This is a genomic window from uncultured Abiotrophia sp. (assembly GCF_963520105.1).
Lineage (GTDB): Bacteria > Bacillota > Bacilli > Lactobacillales > Aerococcaceae > Abiotrophia.
Genome location: NZ_CAUQPN010000003.1, coordinates 202,819 through 224,762, shown reverse-complemented (window position 1 = coordinate 224,762; position 21,944 = coordinate 202,819). Strand labels below are relative to the sequence as shown.

General features: G+C 50.3%; 9 protein-coding genes. All 9 read left to right on the top strand.

Translation table 11 applies throughout. From position 1 onward, the window contains the following. Positions 1-5 precede the first annotated feature (5 nt). The 9 genes from sdaAA to RWO08_RS05255 all read left to right on the top strand — a co-directional run bounded on the left by sdaAA (position 6) and on the right by RWO08_RS05255 (position 21,912). A complete protein-coding gene (gene sdaAA / locus RWO08_RS05295) occupies positions 6-890 on the top strand; it encodes an L-serine ammonia-lyase, iron-sulfur-dependent, subunit alpha (protein WP_303766123.1) in 885 nt (294 codons plus the stop codon). Between the two features lie 138 nt (positions 891-1,028). Continuing rightward, positions 1,029-1,292 (top strand): hypothetical protein, encoded by a 264-nt coding sequence (locus RWO08_RS05290; RefSeq protein ID WP_314211420.1) that lies wholly within the window; start codon positions 1,029-1,031, stop codon positions 1,290-1,292. Between the two features lie 57 nt (positions 1,293-1,349). Next, positions 1,350-2,207, top strand: coding sequence for a RecX family transcriptional regulator (locus tag RWO08_RS05285; protein ID WP_314211419.1), 858 nt, complete (start codon positions 1,350-1,352; stop codon positions 2,205-2,207). A gap of 84 nt (positions 2,208-2,291) precedes the next feature. Continuing rightward, positions 2,292-2,645: a YlbF family regulator gene (locus RWO08_RS05280; RefSeq protein WP_023391837.1), complete on the top strand. Its 354-nt coding sequence runs from the start codon at positions 2,292-2,294 to the stop codon at positions 2,643-2,645. Positions 2,646-2,783: 138 nt separating this feature from the next. Then, entirely contained in the window at positions 2,784-4,064 is a 1,281-nt protein-coding gene (locus RWO08_RS05275; RefSeq protein WP_291432055.1) for a DNA repair exonuclease, read from the top strand. Next, the gene (locus RWO08_RS05270; protein WP_314211418.1) at positions 4,054-6,873 is read left to right on the top strand and encodes an AAA family ATPase; all 2,820 of its coding nucleotides are present in this window, start codon (positions 4,054-4,056) and stop codon (positions 6,871-6,873) included. The genes RWO08_RS05275 and RWO08_RS05270 overlap by 11 nt, the downstream gene beginning before the upstream one ends. Next, positions 6,870-7,814, top strand: a complete 945-nt coding sequence (locus RWO08_RS05265; RefSeq protein WP_291432059.1) for a 3'-5' exoribonuclease YhaM family protein — start codon at positions 6,870-6,872, stop codon at positions 7,812-7,814. The genes RWO08_RS05270 and RWO08_RS05265 overlap by 4 nt, the downstream gene beginning before the upstream one ends. 15 nt (positions 7,815-7,829) lie before the next feature. Further along, positions 7,830-8,486: an SRPBCC domain-containing protein gene (locus tag RWO08_RS05260; RefSeq protein WP_314211417.1), complete on the top strand. Its 657-nt coding sequence runs from the start codon at positions 7,830-7,832 to the stop codon at positions 8,484-8,486. Between the two features lie 523 nt (positions 8,487-9,009). Next, the gene (locus tag RWO08_RS05255; RefSeq protein ID WP_314211416.1) at positions 9,010-21,912 is read left to right on the top strand and encodes a DUF1542 domain-containing protein; all 12,903 of its coding nucleotides are present in this window, start codon (positions 9,010-9,012) and stop codon (positions 21,910-21,912) included. Positions 21,913-21,944 lie beyond the last annotated feature (32 nt).

The following is a 21,944-nucleotide window of genomic DNA, read 5'->3' as shown; positions in this document are numbered from 1 at the left end:
TGGGAATTTTTGAATCGATTGAAGCCATTGTGGACTATGCCCAAGAGACGGGCCTGTCCCTGGCTGAGATCATGATTGAACAGGAGATGCGGATTAACCGGACTAGCCGGGAAGCCGTCCTCCATAAGATGTCGGATGCCCTCTTAGCTATGGAAAATGCCTACCAGCGAGGGATTACCGGAGAAGGTGTCTTCTCACCAACCGGCTTAACGGGCGGCAATGCCGTCAAGATGCGCAAGTACCGCCAGGCAGGCAAAACCCTCTCAGGTCAAATGACCCTGGTAGGGGTGGAAGCGGCCTTGGCTACCAACGAGGTTAATGCTGCCATGGGTGTGGTCTGTGCCACCCCTACGGCAGGCGCCAGCGGGACCTTGCCGGGAGTGCTCTTTGCCATCCATGAACAGTACAATCTGTCCAAGGAAGACAAGCTTAACTTCCTCTTCGTGGCAGCCCTCTTCGGCATGGTAACGGCCAACAATGCCTTTATTTCAGGGGCGGCGGGTGGCTGTCAGGCTGAAGTAGGGTCGGCTTCCGCTATGGCGGCGGCCGCGGCTGTGGCCATTATGGGCGGCAGTCCGGCCCAGTCAGCCCATGCCTTCGCTATGTCCTTAGGTAACCTGCTAGGTCTGGTTTGTGACCCGGTGGCAGGTTTGGTGGAAGTGCCTTGCGTTAAGCGCAACACGGTCGGTTCAACCAACGCCTTGATTTGTGCTGATATGGCCCTGGCCGGAATTGAAAATCAGATTCCTGCCGATGAGGTCATTGAAGCCATGTACAAGGTGGGTCGCAACATGCCGCGCGAACTTCGTGAGACAGGGTTAGGGGGATTAGCCGATACCCCGACCGGGAATCGAATTAAGATGCGGATCTTTGGGCGTGAAGTCACCTAGGTTATGAGCCTATGGCTGTCCCCTCTAGTAACCTATAGCCCTTTGGGGCAATGTAAGACCATTTAGCAAGACCATTTGCAAGACCCATCGTCACTCGCTGACTGTATGGCATTTTAAGAATAGGTGAGGGATAAACTCATGAATAATCAAGAAACTGTTTTAACATTTGCACAAGGTAGCTTAATTGCTAAGAACGACCTGGTCTTTGAACTAAGCCTTGCCGACCAAGCTAGCTACTTCATCTACTGTGAATCTGCTGAGGCGGCGGAACGCTTTGCCTTTCAAGCTAAACAATTAGTTGAGACCTTGGCGCCTAGCGGCGACCAGGCTGCGAGCTTGTTGGTGTCCTACGTGAAGGAAAATCCAGCTGGCTTGGCCTATCGCTACACGGTCGGCCAATAGTCAGGCAATCTTAGCCTGCCACAGCCTATACCAGCAACTTGACCCAGGAGGTGCCCCATGCGCGTAAGCCGGATTGAAGTACAGAAGAAGGACAAGAGTCGTTACTCGGTCTATCTGGACGACAGCTTCTGGCTGGGCGTATCAGAGGGTACCTTGATCAAGTTCAACCTGGCCAAGGGCCAGACCCTGACCCCGGAAGAGTGTCAGACCATTCGCGACTATGAGCAGGAAGAGTCCCTCTATCTCAGGGCCATCAAGCACTTGTCGCGGGCCCTTAAGTCTAGTGGTGAGGTCTATGACTATCTCAAGGCCCAGGCCCTCAAGCAAGCGGATCTGGACAGCCTGGAAGCCAAGGAAGATTTTCTAGCGGAATTAGAACCTTATTTGGGCCGGGTCATTGGCCGGCTAGTCAGCCAAGGTTACCTGGATGATGTCCTCTACGGGCGTAGCCTGGTCTTGACCGAGGCCCGGGTAGGGCGCAAGGGGCCCCAGCTGATCGGCCGTAAGCTCCAAGACAAGGGCCTGACAGCCAGTCAGATTGCCCAGGCCTTGGAAGCCTATGAGCTGGATTTGCTGGAGGAAAATATCCAAACCTTAATTGAAAAGTTCTACAAGTCCCATCGCCGCCTGCCGGCTGGCCAGCTTAAGCGCAAGGTCCAGGAGCATCTCCTGACCAAGGGCTACAGTCTGGCCATGATTCAGCCTTACTTGGAAGACTGTCAGCCAGAGGCCGACTTGGACCATGAAGCAGACTTGGTTGACCAAGCTGCCAGCAAGGCCCGTCGCCAACTAAGCCGACGCCATGAGGGCAAGGCCTTAATCCTTAAGATTAAGGAGTCCCTCTACCGCAAGGGCTTTGACCTGGATTTGGTCAATCAGTGGCTGGATACCCAGGACTGGGAAGAACCGATTTAATTCAATAGTAATAAAGTATTAATAGCCGAGCTTGGCTTGGATGTGATACACTAAGAATGAAGAAATTTGAAGGGAGATAGACGCATGTCTAACCAAAATGTCTACGATACAGCCAATCAATTAGAACGTGAAATTCGTCAGTTGCCAGAAGTGGCCGCTATTCGTCAAGCCTTAGCAGGGATTGAAGCAGATGAAACTTCTAAGACCTTATTTGAGAGCTACAAGCAACAAGTTCAAGCACTCAGCCTCCGTGAGGCGCAAGGCCATCCAATTGGCGAAGAAGAAATGAAGCAGATTGATGAACTGTCCAAGGGCATCATGGCAGATGATCACATTAGAGGCTTGATTGAGGCCGAGCGCCGTATGGATCAAATCATTCGCGACCTCAACAACATCATCACCAAGCCTTTACAAGAAATCTATCAACAACAAGCCTAAGCTTAGGCTGGCACCAACTGGAAGCCCCAGCCTCACCTGAGGGTGACGGCTCCCAGTTGTTTTTGTGTCAAGGGGTGGGACTGCCCCGCTTGACCCTGTGATGTTCAGTCCACCTATCCCTACAGAAAGGAGAATTTGATGAAATTATTACATATTGCAGATTTACATCTCGATAGTCCCTTTACTGGGCTCACTAAGCAATTGCACTCATTACAAAAACACCTTATTCAATCTCCTTACCAGGCCTTCGAACGTTGTGTCTCGATTGCCATTAACCAGGCGGTCGACCTTATGGTCATTGCCGGTGACATTTATGACACCGAGCAACAGACGGTAACGGCCCAACATTTCTTCCTTAAGCAATTAGAACGTCTTCATATTGCCAAGATTCCTGTGGTCCTCTGCCACGGTAATCACGACTACCTGCGCATGGAGTGTCAGTCGGTCCCATATCCCGATAATGTTCACCTCTTCAAAGACCAAGAAGTGACCGCCATCGATATCCCCCTTGCTGACGACCAGACCGTGCGTTGCTATGGCTTCTCCTATACCAAACGTTGGGTAGATGCCCGCATGATTGATAGCTATCCGGTCAACCCGCATGAGACCACCTACACCCTTGGGGTCTTGCACGGCCAAGAATCGGGCGACCACTATGCGCCCTTTGACCTGGAAAGCCTGCTGAGCAAAAACTACGACTACTGGGCTCTGGGCCATATTCATCAGGCTCAGGTCCTCAAGGAACAGCCCCTGATTCAGTATCCTGGGACCATCCAGGGTCGCCACCGCAAGGAATTGGGCGACAAGGGGGCCTTCATCGTGGAGCTCAAGCCACAGACGCCGGCCAAGTCCCAATTTATTTCCCTGGCACCCATTGTCTGGCAGGAAGCCCATCTGGAATGTCGCTCTAACTGGCATGAACTTGACCTAGTCCAAGCCCTGGAAGGCATCCAGCGCAATTATCAAGCCGAGGCAGAAGCGTCTAACCAGTCCCAACTGGTGACCGTGGTCTTGGACCACTATGAGAAGTTGCCAGCTAACTTGGCTAGCCAGGTAGAATCGGGTGAGGTGCTAGCGGCCCTGCAAGCGGATGTAGTCAACACGCCATTTGTGGCCCTAGTTAGCCTACAAACGGTCAGCCAAGTGGCCATCGAGCCTTTCCAATACGATGCCAGCCTCAAGGACAGCTTTGACCAGGCTAGCCAGGCCTTGAAGACCGGTGACCTCTATGGTCGCGTCATGCAGCCACTCTTCAGCAATGCCACCCTCAGAACCTGGTTGGGCGATCTGACCCAAGACCAGGAGCTCAAGGACTCGGTCATCCACAATGGCCAGCAGCTGGTGGTTCAAGCCGTGGGCTTTGACGCTGACGACGAGGACCTGACATCCGGAGAGGAGGGGACGGCTCATGAAGATTAAGACACTGGAGATTTATGGCTACGGCAAATGGGTCAACCAAAAATTCGAACTGGGCGACCAACTCCAACTCTTCTATGGTAAGAATGAAGCCGGTAAGTCCACCTTACAATCCTTTATCCGCAGCATGCTCTTTGGTTTCCCAAGCCGTCGGCGCCGGGTCAACCAGCAGAACCGCTATGAACCTAAGCAACATGAGACCTATGGGGGCCGCATGCTCCTGACCGAGACCGACTTCGGTGATATTTGGGTGGAGCGGACTAGCAAGGCCCTGCGGGTGACGCGGACCGATGGGGAAGAGTTACCAGCTAAGACCTTGGATGAGGTCTTGGGGGGCTTGGACGAGAAGCTCTTCGATAACTTCTATGCCTTCAGCCTGCAGAACCTGCAGGAGTTGGCTAATATCGGGGCCGACCAACTCAATGATTACTTCATGAGTATCGGGACCGTGGGGAGCGACCAATTCCTTAAGATTGCCAAGCAGTATCAGAAGGAGACCGATGACCTCTACCGGCCAAATGGCCAGAGCCGGCCTCTCAATGTGCTCCTAGCCGAGTATGAAGAACTAGCCCAACAAGTGGAAGTCCTGCATCTGCAGATGGGGGCCTATGATGAGCTGACCCGTCGCCGCCAGGAAGAGGAAGAAGCCATTGCCCGCCTCAACCAAGAAATCAAGGACCTGGAGAAAGAAATCCGGGCCCAAGACAAATTAGTGGGCCTCTATGACATCTACCTCAAGGATCGGGCTGCCAAGCGGGAGCTGGAGCAACTAGTCTTCACGCCCCTGTCTGAACAGACCGTGCGGGAGATTTCCGATGCCCTCAAGCTCAACCAGGCCAGCGAAATCCAAATCGTCCAATTGGAAGAACGGATTCGCAACCTCAAGGGCGAGCTAGGTAGCTTAACCAAGCTCAACTGGGCCCGTAACCACGCGGAAGACCGCCAGAAATGGCTAGTCGAGACCGCCAAGGCCAAGGAGACCCAGACCGTCATCGAACAGTTGACCGCCCGCATCCAAGAGCAGGGCGAGCTCATGACCCAGTTGGCCCACCAAGGCCAGTTCTTCCCTGAGAAGGTTGAACAAGGGCCTGCCTATGACGCCAAGCTGGAAGAGGGGTTAGCCCTTCAAGCTGACAAGCTAGACTTGCTCAAGCAGGAAGAAGCCCTCAAGGCCGAGCGTAAGGTCTACTTGGAACAACGCAAGGAACAACAAAACTATACGGCCATTGTGCGCCAACAGGTGGTTCACCTAGAACACCAGCGCATGAATGAAGAAGCCCAACTCATGCAGGCAACCAGCCTCAACCAGTATTTCCCTGGTATTCTGGCCTTTGCCGGCGGGCTCTTCCTGGCCTTCTATCAGAACATGACCAAGGGCGCCAACCTGCTCTTTTGGTTAGGGGTGCTGATTCTGGTGGTCGGGGTCCTCAGCATTGCTTATATCTTCCAATCCAACCGCCGTCGCTACCAGGCCTTCTATAATAGCCCGGTCCTCAACAAGATTCAGGACCTGCGCGAGAAGGAAATTCAATACCTGGAACAAAGCAAGGTCTTGGGTACCCAGATTAACCAACGTGAAGAAGCCATCGAAGCCATTGAAGCCGAGCTTAAGAACTTAGCCAGCAAGCAATCTCGCTGGTTGGCAGCCATGGGCTTCTACCCAACGGCAGACCCTGAGCTCATCCTCAAGGCTAACCCAGTTAAGCAATACTTCGCCGCTGAGAATCAGAAGAAAGATTTGGAAGCTCAGAAGGATAAGCTGACCCAACAATTAACCGAGTGGCGTAGCCTCTTGCAACCCCTCTTCGAACGTTTCCCATTGGTGGACGACACGGTGCGTCAACAAATTCGCCATGTGGAAGACGTGGAAGTCAGCCTAGTGCGGACCATGGAACGGGGCCAAGTCATTGATGACCGCTTAGATGAAGCGGCCCAACAAATGAAGGCTCAAGAAGATGCCATTGCCGAGCGTCAAGCCATGATTGGCCAAGTCTTCAAGGATACCCATGCCCAAGATGAACTGGACTTCTTCCAAAAGGTCGAAACCAACCAGTTAATCGAGGAATTGACTGCCAAACGAGCCCTTTACGCTGAGCAAATGGAAGGCTATGAAGAAGCCCTGACCCAGGTGCAGAACAAGCAAAGCCTGTTGGAGAATTTCCACCGTCTAGAACACCAGTTGGAGACCCTCAAGGAACGCCTAGTGCCGCATCACCGCGAACGGGCCGACCTGGAAGTGGAAATCCACCATCTGGAACAAGACGGCACCTACCAAGAAAAGGTCCAAGCCTTGGCCAACAAGGAGACCCAAGTTCGGGATATGGTGGCCCTATGGGGTCGCAAGCGGATTGCCATGGAATTGATCTATGCCACCCTACGTCATGGGCTGGACAATCCGCTGCCTGAGATGAACCGCCTAGCCGACGAGCTCTTCGAGACCCTAAGCTACGGTCGTTACACCCAGATCAAGCTCCAAAAAGATGGCATCAAGGTACGTCAGTTCTCTGACATCTACTTTGAACCGCATGAACTATCCCAAGGGACCCTGGAACAACTCTATGTGGCCCTGCGGATTGCCTTCATTGAGAATGTTCGGACCATGGTTAAAATGCCAATCCTGATTGACGATGCCTTCGTCAACTTCGACGAGTATCGCAAGGCCAGCATGTACCAAGTCCTAGGCCAAATTTCGGAACGTATTCAAGTCCTCTTCTTCACCTTTGACCAACAAGCCGTTCATTTCTTCGACGGGGCAAGGGCTGTGAACTTGGACGCCATTCAAGTGACTCAAGCAGAGGAGGAACCGGCATGACCCAATTATTAGACCTCAATCATGGCGAGAGCTTCGCGCTCTTCGTCCTCATTAAATCCGCCGACATCCGGGTAGCCCGCAATGGCAATCCCTTCATCGCCTTCCGCTTCCAGGACCGTTCTGGCAGCATGGACGGCATGTACTGGTCGGCCACCGATGAAGAAATTGCCCGCTATCAAGCCGGCAAGGTAGTCTTCCTCAAGGGTGAGCGGGACACCTATAATGGGACCCCGCAGATTAAGATTCAGAGCTTGCGCCTAGCTGATGCAGGCGAGCCAGATGATCCCACCCTCTATGTGGAACATATCGGGATTAAGAAGGAGACCCTGGAGGAAGTCCTCAATGAGGCTTTGCTGGAGATTCACGAGTCCCATATTGCCCGCATCGTGCGTAAGATTCTCAACTATGCCAAGGAGGATTTCTTCTCCTATCCGGCAGCCAAGCGCAACCACCACGCCCTAGCGGGTGGTCTCAGCTACCACACCATCTCCATGTTGCAGGTAGGGCGGGCCCTGCTCAAGATTTACCCAGAGGTCAATGCCAGCCTGCTCTTAGGCGGCATTATCCTACATGATATGGGTAAAACGATTGAGTTGTCGGGTGCCATTGCCACCGAGTACACCCTCAAGGGCAAGATGATGGGCCATATCGTCATTGTGGACGAGTTGATTGACCGGGCCTGTGCCGAACTGGGTTTTGATCCAGATTCTGAGCCAGTGCTCCTGCTCAAGCACGTGGTCCTAGCCCACCATGGCAAGTTGGAGTATGGTAGCCCGGTGGCGCCTCAGCTGCTAGAAGCCGAGCTCATCCATCACATTGACAATATGGATGCCACCTTCAATATGATTGCGACGGCCTTAGCCAAGGTCGAGCCCGGTAATTTCTCCGAGGCCATCTATCCGCTAGACCGACGTCAATTTTACAAACCTACGTTTAAATAAAGGAGCTTAAGGCCTATGAGTGAACACGAGCACTGTCAACATCATGACCACGACCATAGCTGTGGTTGCGGCCATGACCATCATCACCACCACGAGCATGCTTGCGGCTGTGGCCATGACCACCATCATGATCACGCCCATGACCACGCCCATGCAGGTTGCGCTTGCGGCTGTGGCCACGACCATGGCCACGAGGAAAGCCAAGGCGTTAGCGTCCAATTCAGCGGCGTCTTCAACCTGCCTAAGGAGCAAGTTTGGTCTCTCTTAACGGAAAATGACAAGCTGCAATCCTGGTATCCAGAGCTAGAATTCCAAGGTCTGGAGACAGGGGCTAGCCTCAAGTTCAACTATAAGACAGGCGGCTATGAAGACATGATGGTTCTGGATGTGGAGCCTAATGTTTACTTGTCCTTTACCTGGGACTTGAACATTATCACCTTCGAACTGCATGAGCTAGAGCCTGGCAAGACCACTCTGATTTTCACCGAGTGGTTGGCTGAGCTTAACGACCACAGTCCTAAGGACTTGACTAGCTGGATGATTGCCCTCCAGAACATGGCGGAAGTTGCCGAAGGCAAGCCCGTCAGCGACCGTGAGGCCCAATTCCACGAATACTATCCAAAAATTAAAGAAATGCTGACCCAACAGACCGACGTGGTCTTCGAGGACTAGTCAGCGCCCCAGAGGATGGAAGCTTGCTTCCATCCTTTTTCTGTGCGGCTAGGGCCTGATAGAAGCCTTATGGTAAGAGAAGCGACACATAGTCTAGTGAAAACAAGGATGAAATGAAAACTCTCTGTCTAGACATCTTTCATAGTATTGAACGTTAGTGAGTAATTAGTTTAAAATGTTCGTAATTATTTGAGATGATGAACCATGCAATTATAGCAAGTTATGGCGCTTATTTGTGAACTAGCTGATACCTGCTTAAACCCCTGATATAAAGGTTAAAACAGAGGTTGGGAAATTTATAACGAACAAAGAATATCAAGATTTATAAGGCGAAAATATTATAATTTAAGGAGATAATGATGAAAGTTTATTTTTAATATGCTTTTTTATCAAATTGGTATTTGTTTTCTTATGTATTTGTGGTATTATCTATCATGTATGATTATGTCTAGGAAGGCACAACCCGTAAGTGTTTTCCGTTCTGCTAATCACCAAATAAATGTATAAAAAAAGGGAGAAAGCTATGTTAGGGAAAAACAATCATTACCTTCGTCGCTTGCGCGAAGGTGAGAAGATCACACATTATACCATTAAAAAACTTAGCGTAGGGGTGGCTTCTGTTGCAGTCGGCTCCTTCATTATGCTGAACTCTGGTCAAGCATATGCAGCTGAGCCAGCATCTGTTCAACCGGCAACGGCACATACCCAGGCTGAATCGTCCGACGGCACGGGCGCTAGCCAGGAGTCCAGCGTCAGTGAACAAGCAGCGGTCTTATCCGCCTCTAGCCAGGAGGCTTCTTTGGTGTCCGCTGAAAGTAGCCAAAGTTCTGAGACTTCTGCAAGCTCAGAAAGTGCTAATTCTAATGAAGCAAATAGCTCAGAATCCAGTCAGTCTTCAGCTGACGAGAGCAAGCCTGAGCAAAAGGAAGACGGCAAACTTGAGCCAAGCCGTCAAAATGATACACGCAAGACGCCAGGTTATGCGGTAAAACCTGTTGAGAAACCAGCCAGCGCGGCTATGCCACGCCCTGATAACCAAGGGACTCCGATGACTCAAGGTTCTGGTTTGCGTGGGAGCGGGACTGGCGCCTACAGTACGATGAAGTCACCTACTGGGACTGATTTGGTACCAGTTATTGACCCACAAAGCCTAAACGATGAAGAAAAACGTAGAGTACGGGAAGCGTTTATCCGCTTAAACCCAAACTTTAGACTATCAGAACGGAATATTGACATCACTGACGATGGCAAGATTGTGATCACCGATAGCAAGAAACAACACCGCTATGAAGCCTTCTTGGATGAAGTGGTAACTAGACAGAAAAATCCTCAAGCAACTGCACAGCCTACAATTCCAGGGAACCTGACATCGACCGACTCCACTATTAGTGGTACGGGGGTCCCTAATGCTATCATTGAGCTTGTTTACCAGGATAACACTACTGAAAGAACGACGGTTGATAGTACTGGGAACTGGACCTTAACCCTCACAAAACCTATTCGAAGTACATTTAATATCCTTAATAATGGTAGAGAGTTAAGATTCTTCCAGATTATCAATGGTGAAAGAAGTACTGTCGTAAATAAACCGGTTGAACTTGGGACATTTAGCTTCATTAAGAATCCCTTGGCAACTGGCCAAGCAGATTTGATTGCAGGCCAAAAATATATTGATGTTGCTATTCCTCATGACGCCCAATTCTTTTCTATTGAAACTAACTTGACTTCTGGAGCGAACGATGACCGATCGCAATTAGCTCTTAGAAAAATAGATTGGAATAGTCCTTGGACTGTGCATGGCGGAGGTACCTTTACTCGTAGACATATTGCTGCTCCTGAGTTAATAGAGAAGATTGAAGAATTGCCTGGAGCACCAGTGGGTTATCAATATCTAAGAATTACGACTGTTGCTCCTTTCAGGGTGAGAGAAGTAGGCGATAAAGTTCCGCGTCACTCTACAAAACCAGATCCAGGGCCAGATATCGTACCAGTAACAACCTCGATGCGTATGGTGCCAAAATATCATTTTGGTGGGACTATCGCGTCTAACCGTTCAGTAACAGCTAATGCCTCCAACGAGAAGCCAACCATTGCAGTTAAGACACCTTCTTTAGAGGTAGACATTAATCAACCGGTTACCGAGTCAGCGATCAAGGACTTAGTAACTGTTGCCGACGCCGAGGACGATGCTAAGCAAACAAACGGGACACCTGTTCAGGCTGAGATAGTTTCCTATTCTAAGGATGGTCGTAATGTTGCCCGTATTGACTCTACTGTTGAAGGTGAATACACCGTTACTTTGCGTGCTAAGGATAGCCAAGGTAAGCCGTCAGATAATACCGTTCAGGTACAAGTTCTCATTGGCTTACACCGCGATGCAGCCAAGCAAGCAGTTGCTGATGCTGCTCAACGCAAGAACACTGAAATTGATAATAATGTTGATTTGACAACTGAAGAACGTGCAGTTGAACGCCAAAAGGTGACCGATGCGCAAAATTCAGCCAATACTGCCATTGATCAAGCTAAGACTAGTCAAGCTTTAGCGACGGCTCAAAATAATGGGACGGGCACTATCAACGCCTTGACCCAGACGCCAGTTGCTAAACCAGCGGCTCGCGCAGCCATCGAAACCGCAGCTAATAACAAGGTTCAACAGATCAACAAGTCTCAGAGCTTGACCAATGAAGAGCGTACTGAGCAAATCGCAGCTATCCGTCAGAAAGAAGCAGCAGCCAAACAAGCAGTGGCGGCTCAAACATCTACTCAAGATGTCACTTCGACTCAAAATGCGCAAGTTCAGGCTATTAACGATACGCTGGTGCTAGCCTTCAAGAAACCAGCAGCCCTAGCAGCCATCGAAGCAGCGGAAGCAACTAAACGTCAGCAGATTCAAGATAGCCAAATGCTACCAGAAGAGAAGACTGCTGCATTACGCGACTTGGATAGCAAGGTTCAAGCGGCTAAGGATGCCCTGAAAACCGCGCAATCTAACCAGGATGTTCAGAATGTTGAAAACAATCAACTAAGCCAGATTCAAGCAGTTCCAACTCAATCTCCAGCCCGTCAAACGGCCACTAATGAGATTATGGATGCCTACAATGCACGTAAGCAATTGATTTCCAATGAATCTTGGTTGACAACTGATGAGAAGAACGAAAAGCTGCGTGAATTAGAGACAGCCAAGGATGAAGCGCTTGAACGTGTTAACCAAGCAAACGGAGAATATGAACTTAATTCTGCAAAAGTTGACGGTATCTCGACTGTTAACAGTGTTTCTGTTCAGGGGACTAAAAAACCAGATGCCAAGGACCGAGTAGATGCTGTGCGTGAGGCAATGTTCAACTTGTTAAATGCGGCAAGTAGTGATTGGACTGCTCAAGAGAAAACAGGCGCCGCCGATAAGTTGCTCCGAATTGCGGAAGAAACTGAAGCGCGGATTACGGCCGCAACTTCTAATGACAACTTGCAACAAGTTGTCAATGAGTTGCTTGCAGAAATTGAAGCGGTAAGACCACCAGCAATTGTCAAACCAGCGGCTAGAAAGGCCATTGAAGAAGCGCTTGCTGAACGCATTAAGCAAATCCAAGCCCAAGGCGACCTAACGGTTGAAGAGCGCGAACAATACCTTGAACAAGTCAAGCAAGCTGCTCAAGATGCCCACCAAGACATTTTAGCTTCTTATGGTGAAGTGGAAGTAGAACATGCCAAAGAAACTGCCCTTGCCAAGATTAATGCGCCGGCCGTTCCGGTTAAGCGTAATACAGCCTTGGCAGCCGTTCGTCAAGAAGCTGAGACTAAGCGCCAAGAAATCGAGAATAACCTTGATCTAACTGCTAATGAGCGTGATGTCTTATTAGGTCAGGTAGACCAAGTCCTTGCTGCGGCTGAGCAAGCCATTAACCAAGGTGCTCGTAATGCAGATGTTGAAGATAAGCAGACTGAGGGTACTAACAATATCCGTGCCATTCAGGTGCAGGCTTCTGTAAGACCACAAGCTATTCAAGCTGTGAATGAACAAGCAGATGCTCAACGTCAAGCTATTAATCAGACACAAGGTTTGACTGATAACGAACGTCAAGCAGCACTCAATCAGCTTGATCAGACACTTGCTAAGGCGATTGAAGATATTAAGGCTGCTGATGACAATGAAGAAGTAGGGAATGCCAAAACCAAGGGTATCCAAGCTATTCAAGCAGTCACCGCAGTAGCTAAGATTAAGAACGAAGCCATCCAGTCGGTTCGCCAAGTGGCGGATGCCAAGAAGGACAATATCCAACAAAATACAGACTTAACTTCTGAAGAGCGCAAAACGCTCACAGACGCTATTGAGGCTGAAGTTCAGAAGGCAGTTGGCTTAATCAACCAAGCGAATAGCAATGAAACAGTAACAGCTGAGAAGAATTTAGCTGAAGAAACGATTGCTAATCTGCTGGTAACTCCAGAGGTTAAACCTAATGCCATCAAAGAACTGCAAGATCAGGCGGCCATCAAGACGCGTGAAATTCAAGAAAACAAGAGCTTGACCGATGAAGAGCGTCAGAAATTTACGCAAGACCTTCAACAAGCCCTTGATAATGCTAAGAAGCAAATTCAAGACGCCGAAAATAACCAAGCGGTTAGCGATGCTAAGACCCAGGGGCTTGGTAACATTCTAGCAATTAGCCCATACGGCCAAGTGAAGGCAGATGCCCTCGCGGAGATTGAAGCGGCACGCGAAGCGAAGAGTCGAGAAATTCAAAGCAAGGAAGGCTTGACGGCTGAAGAACGTCAAGCGGCTGAGACACGTTTAGCAACAGAAGTACAAACGGCAAAAGATTCTATTGGACAAGCAGCTGACAATGCGGGAGTCGGCAATGCTAAGTCCTATGGTTTAACTGCAATTCAAGCCATTAAACCAGAGCCACTTACTAAGCAAGCAGCTAATGAGGCATTAGAGAACGCCGCTCAAACTAAACGTCAACAAATTACTGACAATAAAAACCTCACCACTCAAGAGAAGCAAGCAGCGATTGCGGAGGTTGACCAAGCCTTAGCAACAGCAAAAGGCAAGGTAGAACAAGCCGCTGGTCGAGATGATGTAGCCCAAGCCCAAGCCCAAGGTTTGAACGCGATTGGCGATGTAACAGGCCAAGCTCTTAAGAAGCCACAAGCGAATGCTGACATTGAAGCAGCGGTTGCGGCTAAGCGTCAAGAGATTGAAGGCAACAAAACTATGACGTCTGATGAGCGTCAGACGGCCTTTACCCAATTAGAAAGTAAGCATCAAGATGCTTTGCAGGCCATTGCGGATGCCGCAAGCAATGAAGATGTGGAGCAAGCCCTTAACACGCATAAGTCAGGTATCGAGAGCTTCACTCCGACGGCGTCAGTTCGTCAAGCTGCTTTGGATGCCTTTGATAGAGAAGCACAAGTGCGTGCTAATACGATTAATAACTACTCTGACTTTACTGATGAAGAGCGTGAAGACCACAAGCAACGCTTTGAAGCCCTCAGAGATCAGTTACGTCAAATGATTCAGGATGCCGGGACTGACCGTGAAGTAGAAGATGCCCGTGATAATGGGATTTCTGGTATTCACGGCTTCTCAATTGTAGCTACTAAGAAATCCGATGCGGTTAAAAGTCTTAATGAAGAAGCGAAAACTAAGCGTCAACAGATTCAGACAGCGCCAAACTTAACCGATGAAGAGCGTGTGGAACTTAATCAGAAAGTAGATCAAGTATTAGCTGATGTTGTATTAAACGTTCATCGTCAAAAGACCAATGACAAGGTCCAAGAAGCAAATGAGACCGGTGTCGAAAAGATTCGTGCCATTGGGACAGAATCTAAGATTAAGGCAGCAGCCAACCAAGCCTTGGGGACTGCGGCTGAGAATAAGCGTAACGAGATTCGTCAGAATAACCTCTTAACTAAGGAAGAGAAAGACAAGGCCATTGAGTCAGTGGACCAAGCCCTTACAGATGCACTCCAAGCAATCCAACAAGCGACGACTAACCAACAAGTCGGCGACCAAGAAAGTCAAGGGCTTCAAGCAATCCAGGGCGTACCACAAACTCCAGTAAGCAAGCCAGCCGCTCTGGCGGAAGTTCGACAAGCTGCTGCTAATAAGACGTCTACCATCCAGTCTAACGACAACTTGACGAGCGATGAGAAGGCCGAAGCTATCCAGAAGGTTAACAATGAGCTAGCTAAGGCTGAAAAAGACATCAATGAAGCAGCTGACGACCTCACTGTAGGTGTTGTGAAACAAGGCGGCATTACCAACATTGGCAATGTACAAGCTATTCCAAGCGTTAAGCCAGCAGCTATCTACGAACTTGAAGAAGCAGCGTCTAACAGACGCCGTGAGATTCAGCAGACAGAAGGCTTAACTAAGGAAGAGAGAGAACAAGCACTTGCTCAAGTAGAGAATGCCCTCCAGACGGCACGTCAGGCTATCACTCAATCTGACTCTAATGCAGCAGTAGCGACTCAGAAAACCCAAGGTATCCAAAACATTCAAGCTGTTACAGCAACCCCAAATGCTAAGCCAACAGCAATCAATGAAATTGAGGCAGCCGCGGAAACGAGACGCAAAGAAATCCAAGAACTTCCTGGTTTAACACAAGACGAGATAAACGCAGCCAAGGAGAGAGTGAATCAAGCAGCAACCTTGGCTAAGCGAGAAGTGGAAGCAGCGGCAGATCAAAACGCTGTGGATCAAGCTAAGACCAATGGGCTAGTCGCAATTAATGCTGTCACGCAAGAAGCGAAGGCACGTCCAGATGCCATCAAGGAAGTTGTTGCGGCCGCGGATCGTAAGAAGGCTGAGCTTCGTGACAACCAAGACTTGACCATTGAAGAGAGAGCGCAACTAATTCAAGACGTCGACACAGCGGTTGATAGAGCAAAAGACGCGATTAACGCTGCGGAAACAAATGACAAGGTAGCGCAAGAACAAACCAATGGGACGCAGGCCATTGCAGCCATTACTGCAAATCCAGTGGCCAAACCAGCAGCCAAAAGTGCCATTGAGGCGGCAGCCCAAGCACGTCGCGAGGCGATTGACCGACTTGAAGGCTTAACTAGCGAAGAGAAAAACCAAGCTAAGCTAGCTGTAACGGCAGCTGAGACAGATGCCCTAGAAAAACTCAAGCAAGCCCAACAAAAGACAGACGTTGACCAAGTTGAGTCTGATGGGATTGCAGCTATTAAAGCTGTACCGGCACAAGCGCAAGACAAGCCAAACGCTTTGCAAGAAATCCAAGCAGCAGCAGAGGCTAAGAAGCGTCAGATTGAAGCTAGCAAGGCATTCACTCAAGAAGAGAAGAATGAAGCGATTCAGAAGATCAATCAAGCTGTTCAAGATGCGCAAGCTAAGATCAACCAAGCGGAAGATAGAACAGGCGTCTCCAACGCCAAAGGCGACGGCTTAGCAGCCATCCAAGCCATCCAAGCTGTGGCGCAGACTAAACCAACAAGTCTGGCGGCTATCGCAATCTCTGAGCAAGCTAAGAAGAACGAAATTGAAAATAACAATCAATTAACTCGCGAAGAGAAAAATGATGCAATCAGTGCCGTAGAAGCCAAAGCTCGTGATGCTCGCACTGCAATTGAAAATGCCAACACCTTGCAAGAGGTTGAAGAGCAAGAACGTCAAGGTAAATTCGCAATTGACTCAGTACCACAAGTACCAACTACTAAGGCAACAGCGATTAATGAAATTGAGGCGGCGGCCACGACTAAACGTCAAGAGATCCGCGACAAAGAAGGCTTGACCGAAGAAGAACGTAACCAAGCCTTAGCAAAAGTTGACTCAGCAGTCCAAAACGCCCGCAACGCGATTAACGGATCAGACACGAATGCGTTAGTAGGCACAGCCAAGGAAAATGGCTTAGGTGTGATTCGTGCCATTGAGGTGGAAGCCAATGCGAAACCAGCGGCGAAAGCGGCGGTAGAGCAAGCAGCCAACGTGAAGAAGGCAGCGATCCAAGCCAACGACGCGTTAACGAGCGATGAGAAAGCGGAAGCCGAGCGTAAGGTCAACGAAGAGCTAGCGAAAGCGCAGCAAGCGATCAATGCGGCAGCGGATGACGCAACGGTGACGAGCGAACAAGGCAAGGGTACGACCGCGATAAGCGGGGTAGCCGAAACGCCAGTGGCTCGACCAGCGGCGGACAAAGTCGTAGAAGACGCAGCAACCGCTAAGCGCCAAGAGATTCAAAACAATGGTGGCTTAACGGATGAAGAGAAAGCGGCAGCCATTGCGAAGGTAGACGCAGCGGAGCGCGATGCGAAGGCAGCCATCAAGGCAGCCGAAAGCAGTGCCGACGTAGCAGCCAAAGGTGAAGCAGGTAAGGCAGCGATCGAAGCGATTAAAGCGATCGAGGACCCAGCCCAAAGCACGAAGGCCTTAGCGAAAGCCGAGATTACGCAAGCGGAGCAAGATAAGAAGCAAGAAATTGAGAATAACAATCAATTAACTCGCGAAGAGAAGAACGACGCAATCCGTGCGGTCGAAGCGAAAGCGCAAGACGCGCGTAATGCGATTGATGCAGCGCAGAAATTGGCGGATGTACAAACGCAAGTAGCGCAAGGGAAAGCAGCCATCACTGCGGTACCACAAACACCAGCAGCGAAGAATGCGGCGAAAGCAGCGATTCAATCAGCGGCGGAAGCTAAGAAGGATCAAATCAGCAAGAACAATGCCTTGACGGCAGAAGAGAAAGCCGAAGCGACACGCAAGGTAGAAGAAGCCGTAACGAAAGCCAACCAGGCGATTGATGAGGCAACGACCAACCAAGCGGTAACGGATAAGCAAGCTGAAGGAACGCAAGCGATTCAAGCAGTGCCAGAAACGGCCGTGGCGAAGCCAGCGGCGATCGCAGCAGTCCAAGCAGCAGCGGACGCGAAGAAGCAACGGATTCAAAACAATGGAGGCTTGACTTCAGAAGAACGTGCGACAGCGGTAGCGAAAGTTAACGAAGAGTTAGCGAAGGCGACAGCAGCAATCCAAGGCGCGACCACGCAAGGTGACGTGACGGGTGAACAAACCAAGGGGATTGCGGCGATTAACAATGTAGCCGAAACGCCAAGCACTAAGACGGAAGCGAAGGACGCGATCGCGACAGCAGCGGAAGCGCAACGTCAAGCAATCCAAGCTCGACCAGACTTAACGCAAGACGAGAAAGACGCAGCCAAGGCGAAAGTGACGGCAGCGGAAACGACGGCTAAGCAAGCCGTGGAAGACGCGGCAGACCAAAACGGTGTGGAAGCAGCCAAGACGAATGGGACGAATGTGATTGCGGGTATCAATCCAGATGCCAAGTCACGCCCAGATGCGATTAAGGCAGTGGAAGCAGCGGCGGAAGCTAAGAAGGATCAAATCAGCAAGAACAATGCCTTGACGGCAGAAGAGAAAGCGAAAGCGATCCAGCAAGTCGATAACGCAGTCCAAGCAGCCAAGAACGCAATTAACGCAGCGGGCACGGATGCCAAGGTAGCGGAAGAACAAGGGAATGGGACGAACGCGATAGCGGGGATTAACCCAAGCCCAGTGGCGAAACCAGCGGCGAAAGCGGCGGTAGAGCAAGCAGCCAACGTGAAGAAGGCAGCGATCCAAGCCAACGACGCGTTAACGAGCGATGAGAAAGCGGAAGCCGAGCGTAAGGTCAACGAAGAGCTAGCGAAAGCGCAGCAAGCGATCAATGCGGCAGCGGATGACGCAACGGTGACAGCAGAGAAGGACAAAGGCGTTAAGGCAATTAGTGACCTAACTCCAACTCCAGTTGCCAAGCCAACTGCGCAAGAAGCAATTCAAGCTTTAGCGGATAGTAAGAAGGGAGCGATTCAAGCGGATAATCGTTTGACTCAAGAAGAGAAGAATACAGCTATTAATCAAATACAAACAGCGGCAGATGCGGCTAAGCAAGCCATTGCGTCAGCAAATTCTGATTCTGATGTTGCAAACGAGAAGACTGCTGGTGAAGCGGCAATTAATGCTGTCGCTCCAACACCAACCGTTAAGCCAACTGCTAAGGACCAAGTCCAAGCAGCAGCAGATGCTAAGAAACAGCTCATCCAAGATCGTGGTGATTTGACTAAGGAAGAGAAGAAGGCTGCCAAAGCGGCCATCGACAAGGCAGCTCAAGATGCGCAAGCAGCAATTGATGCAGCGACTACTGATGGTGCTGTAGCCAATGAAAAGGCCAACGGTTTAGCTGCTATTGAAGCAGTGACACCAGGCTCTGTGGCTAAGACAGACGCTAAGCAAGCCATTAACGCAGCAGCAAATCTCAAGAAAGATGCTATTCAAGAACGGACTGATTTAACTCAGGAAGAGAAAGAAGAAGCAATCAAGCAAGTTGAAGAAGCAGCTAAGGAAGCTCGCAACAAGGTTGATACAGCGGCTACTGATGCTCAAGTTGTGAGTGAGAAGGACGCCGGCCTTAAGGCAATCACTGATGTCACACCAAATCCAATTGCTAAGCCTACTGCTAAGCAAGCAGTTCAAGATCTTGCCGACCTTAAAAAATCTACAATTGAGGCTGACAAGTCCTTAACTCGTGAAGAGAAGGATGCGGCAATCAAGCAAGTTGAGGATGCAGCTAAGAAGGCTAAGGAGGCAATCGACGCGGCTCCAACTAATAGCCAAGTTGCAACTGATCGTGATCAAGGTAAGCAAGCAATTGCTGATGTAACGCCAGTTGCGGACGCTAAGCCTAAAGCAAAAGAGGCTGTTGAACAAGCAGCTAATGCTAAGAAGGCAGCCATCGAAGCTGATAAGAACTTAACTCGCGAAGAGAAAGACGCGGCTATTTCCGCAGTAGATCAAGCTGCTCAAGCAGCTAAGACTGCCATTGCCGAAGCTAGCGATAATTCAACAGTTGCCAACGAACAAGGCAAGGGTACAAGTGCCATTGCAGGCCTAACACCAGTTGCAGAAACTAAGCCAAAAGCAAAAGAAGCGCTGGAACAAGCAGCTAATGCTAAGAAAGCAGCGATTGAAGCTAACAATAATCTAACTCGTGAAGAGAAAGAGGCAGCCAAAGCGAAAGTTGATGCTGCAGTGGCTGAAACCAAGGATGCAATTGATGCTGCGACAACTAATGCGGAAGTTGCGGAAGCTAGCAAGGCTGGTGCTGACTTAATTGATGCCCTTAACCCAAGTGCAGACAAGAAGACAGCAGCTAAGGAAGCCATTGATGCAGCAGTGAAGACTAAGACTGACGCTATCGATGCTCGCACCGACTTGACTCAAGAAGAGAAGGATGCAGCTAAGGCTAAGTTGGCTCAAGAAGCAGACAAGGCTAAGGCAGCCATCGATGCGGCAAACACCAACTCTGATGTCGATGCAGCAAGCCAAGCCGCTTCAAGTGCAATTAATGGCTTCAACCCAAGCGCCGACGCTAAGACGGCAGCCAAGGCAGCCATCGACCAAGCAGTCGAAGACAAGGCCAAGGAAATCGACGCTCGTACCGACTTAACGCAAGAAGAGAAGGACGCAGCTAAGGCTAAGTTAGCAGACGCAGCTAACAAGGCTAAAGCAGCGATCGATGCAGCAACCACCAATGCAGAAGTAGATGCAGCGGTAGCAGCGGGCACTAAGTCCATTGCTGACCAAAGCCCAACAGCTGATGCTAAGACAGCAGCTAAGGCAGCTATCGACCAAGCAGTGGCAGACAAGGCTAAGGAAATCGATGCCCGCACCGACTTAACGCAAGAAGAGAAGGACGCAGCTAAGGCTAAGTTAGCTGATGCAGCTAACAAGGCTAAAGCAGCGATCGATGCAGCAACCACCAATGCAGAAGTAGATGCAGCGGTAGCAGCGGGCACTAAGTCCATTGCTGACCAAAGCCCAACAGCTGATGCTAAGACAGCAGCTAAGGCAGCTATCGACCAAGCAGTGGCAGACAAGGCTAAGGAAATCGACGCGCGTACCGACTTAACGCAAGAAGAGAAGGATGCAGCTAAGGCTAAGTTGGAAGATGCAGCTAAGCAAGCTAAAGCAGCGATCGATGCAGCAACTACCAATGCAGAAGTAGATGCAGCGGTAGCAGCGGGAACTAAGTCCATCAAGGACCAAAGCCCAAGCGCCGATGCTAAGACAGCAGCTAAGGCAGCTATCGACCAAGCAGTGGCAGACAAGGCTAAGGAAATCGACGCGCGTACCGACTTAACGCAAGAAGAGAAGGATGCAGCTAAGGCTAAGTTGGAAGATGCAGCTAAGCAAGCTAAAGCAGCGATCGATGCAGCAACTACCAATGCAGAAGTAGATGCAGCGGTAGCAGCGGGAACTAAGTCCATCAAGGACCAAAGCCCAAGCGCCGATGCTAAGACAGCAGCTAAGGCAGCTATCGACCAAGCAGTGGCAGACAAGGCTAAGGAAATCGATGCCCGCACCGACTTAACGCAAGAAGAGAAGGACGCAGCTAAGGCTAAGTTAGCTGATGTAGCTAACAAGGCTAAAGCAGCGATCGATGCGGCAACCACCAATGCAGAAGTAGACGCAGCAGTAGCAGCGGGAACTAAGTCCATCAAGGACCAAAGCCCAAGCGCCGACGCTAAGACGGCAGCTAAGGCAGCCATCGACCAGGCAGTGGCAGACAAGGCGAAGGAAATCGACGCCCGTACCGACTTGACGCAAGAAGAGAAGGATGCGGCTAAGGCTAAGTTGGCAGACGCAGCTAAGCAAGCTAAAGCAGCCATCGATGCAGCAACCACCAACGCTGATGTAGACGCAGCGCTAGCAGCAGGTACTAAGTCCATCAAGGACCAAAGCCCAAGTGCCGATGCTAAGACAGCAGCTAAGGCAGCTATCGATCAAGCAGTGGCAGACAAGGCCAAGGAGATCGATGCCCGTACCGACTTGACGCAAGAAGAGAAGGACGCAGCTAAGGCTAAATTAGCAGACACAGCTAAGCAAGCTAAGGCAGCGATCGATGCGGCGACCACCAACGCTGATGTGGCTGCAGTTGTTAAGCAGGCCCAAGCTAGCCTCAAAGATTTCAGCCCAAGTTCTGACAGTAAGTCGGATAGTAAGCTAGCAATCGATCAGGCAAGCCAGGCTAAGATTGACGCCCTCAAGGCTCGTAAGGATCTGAATGACGCGGACAAGGCTAAGGCTATTGCTCAAGTCCAAGACCTAGCTCAAAAAGCTAAGGACGCGATTGACCAAGCAAGCAGTCAAGACCAAGTCAAAGCCATCCTAGACCAAGCACTAACAGACCTTGCTGCGCTTAACCCAGCGCCAAGTCAAGTGCCATGTCCGGATTGCGAGACTCAAGCGCCATGTCCAGATTGCGATGATAAGAAACAAGGTCTCTTACCAGCGACCGGGGAAACGAGCAACCAGACCTTCTTCTCTGCAGCAGCGCTTGCTGTATTAGCAGGTCTAGGTCTAGTCGCAAGCGGCAAACGCAAGGATGAAGAAGAGCAAGTGAGCTAATCTCATCAAGGCTAAGAAACCTAAAAACTGTC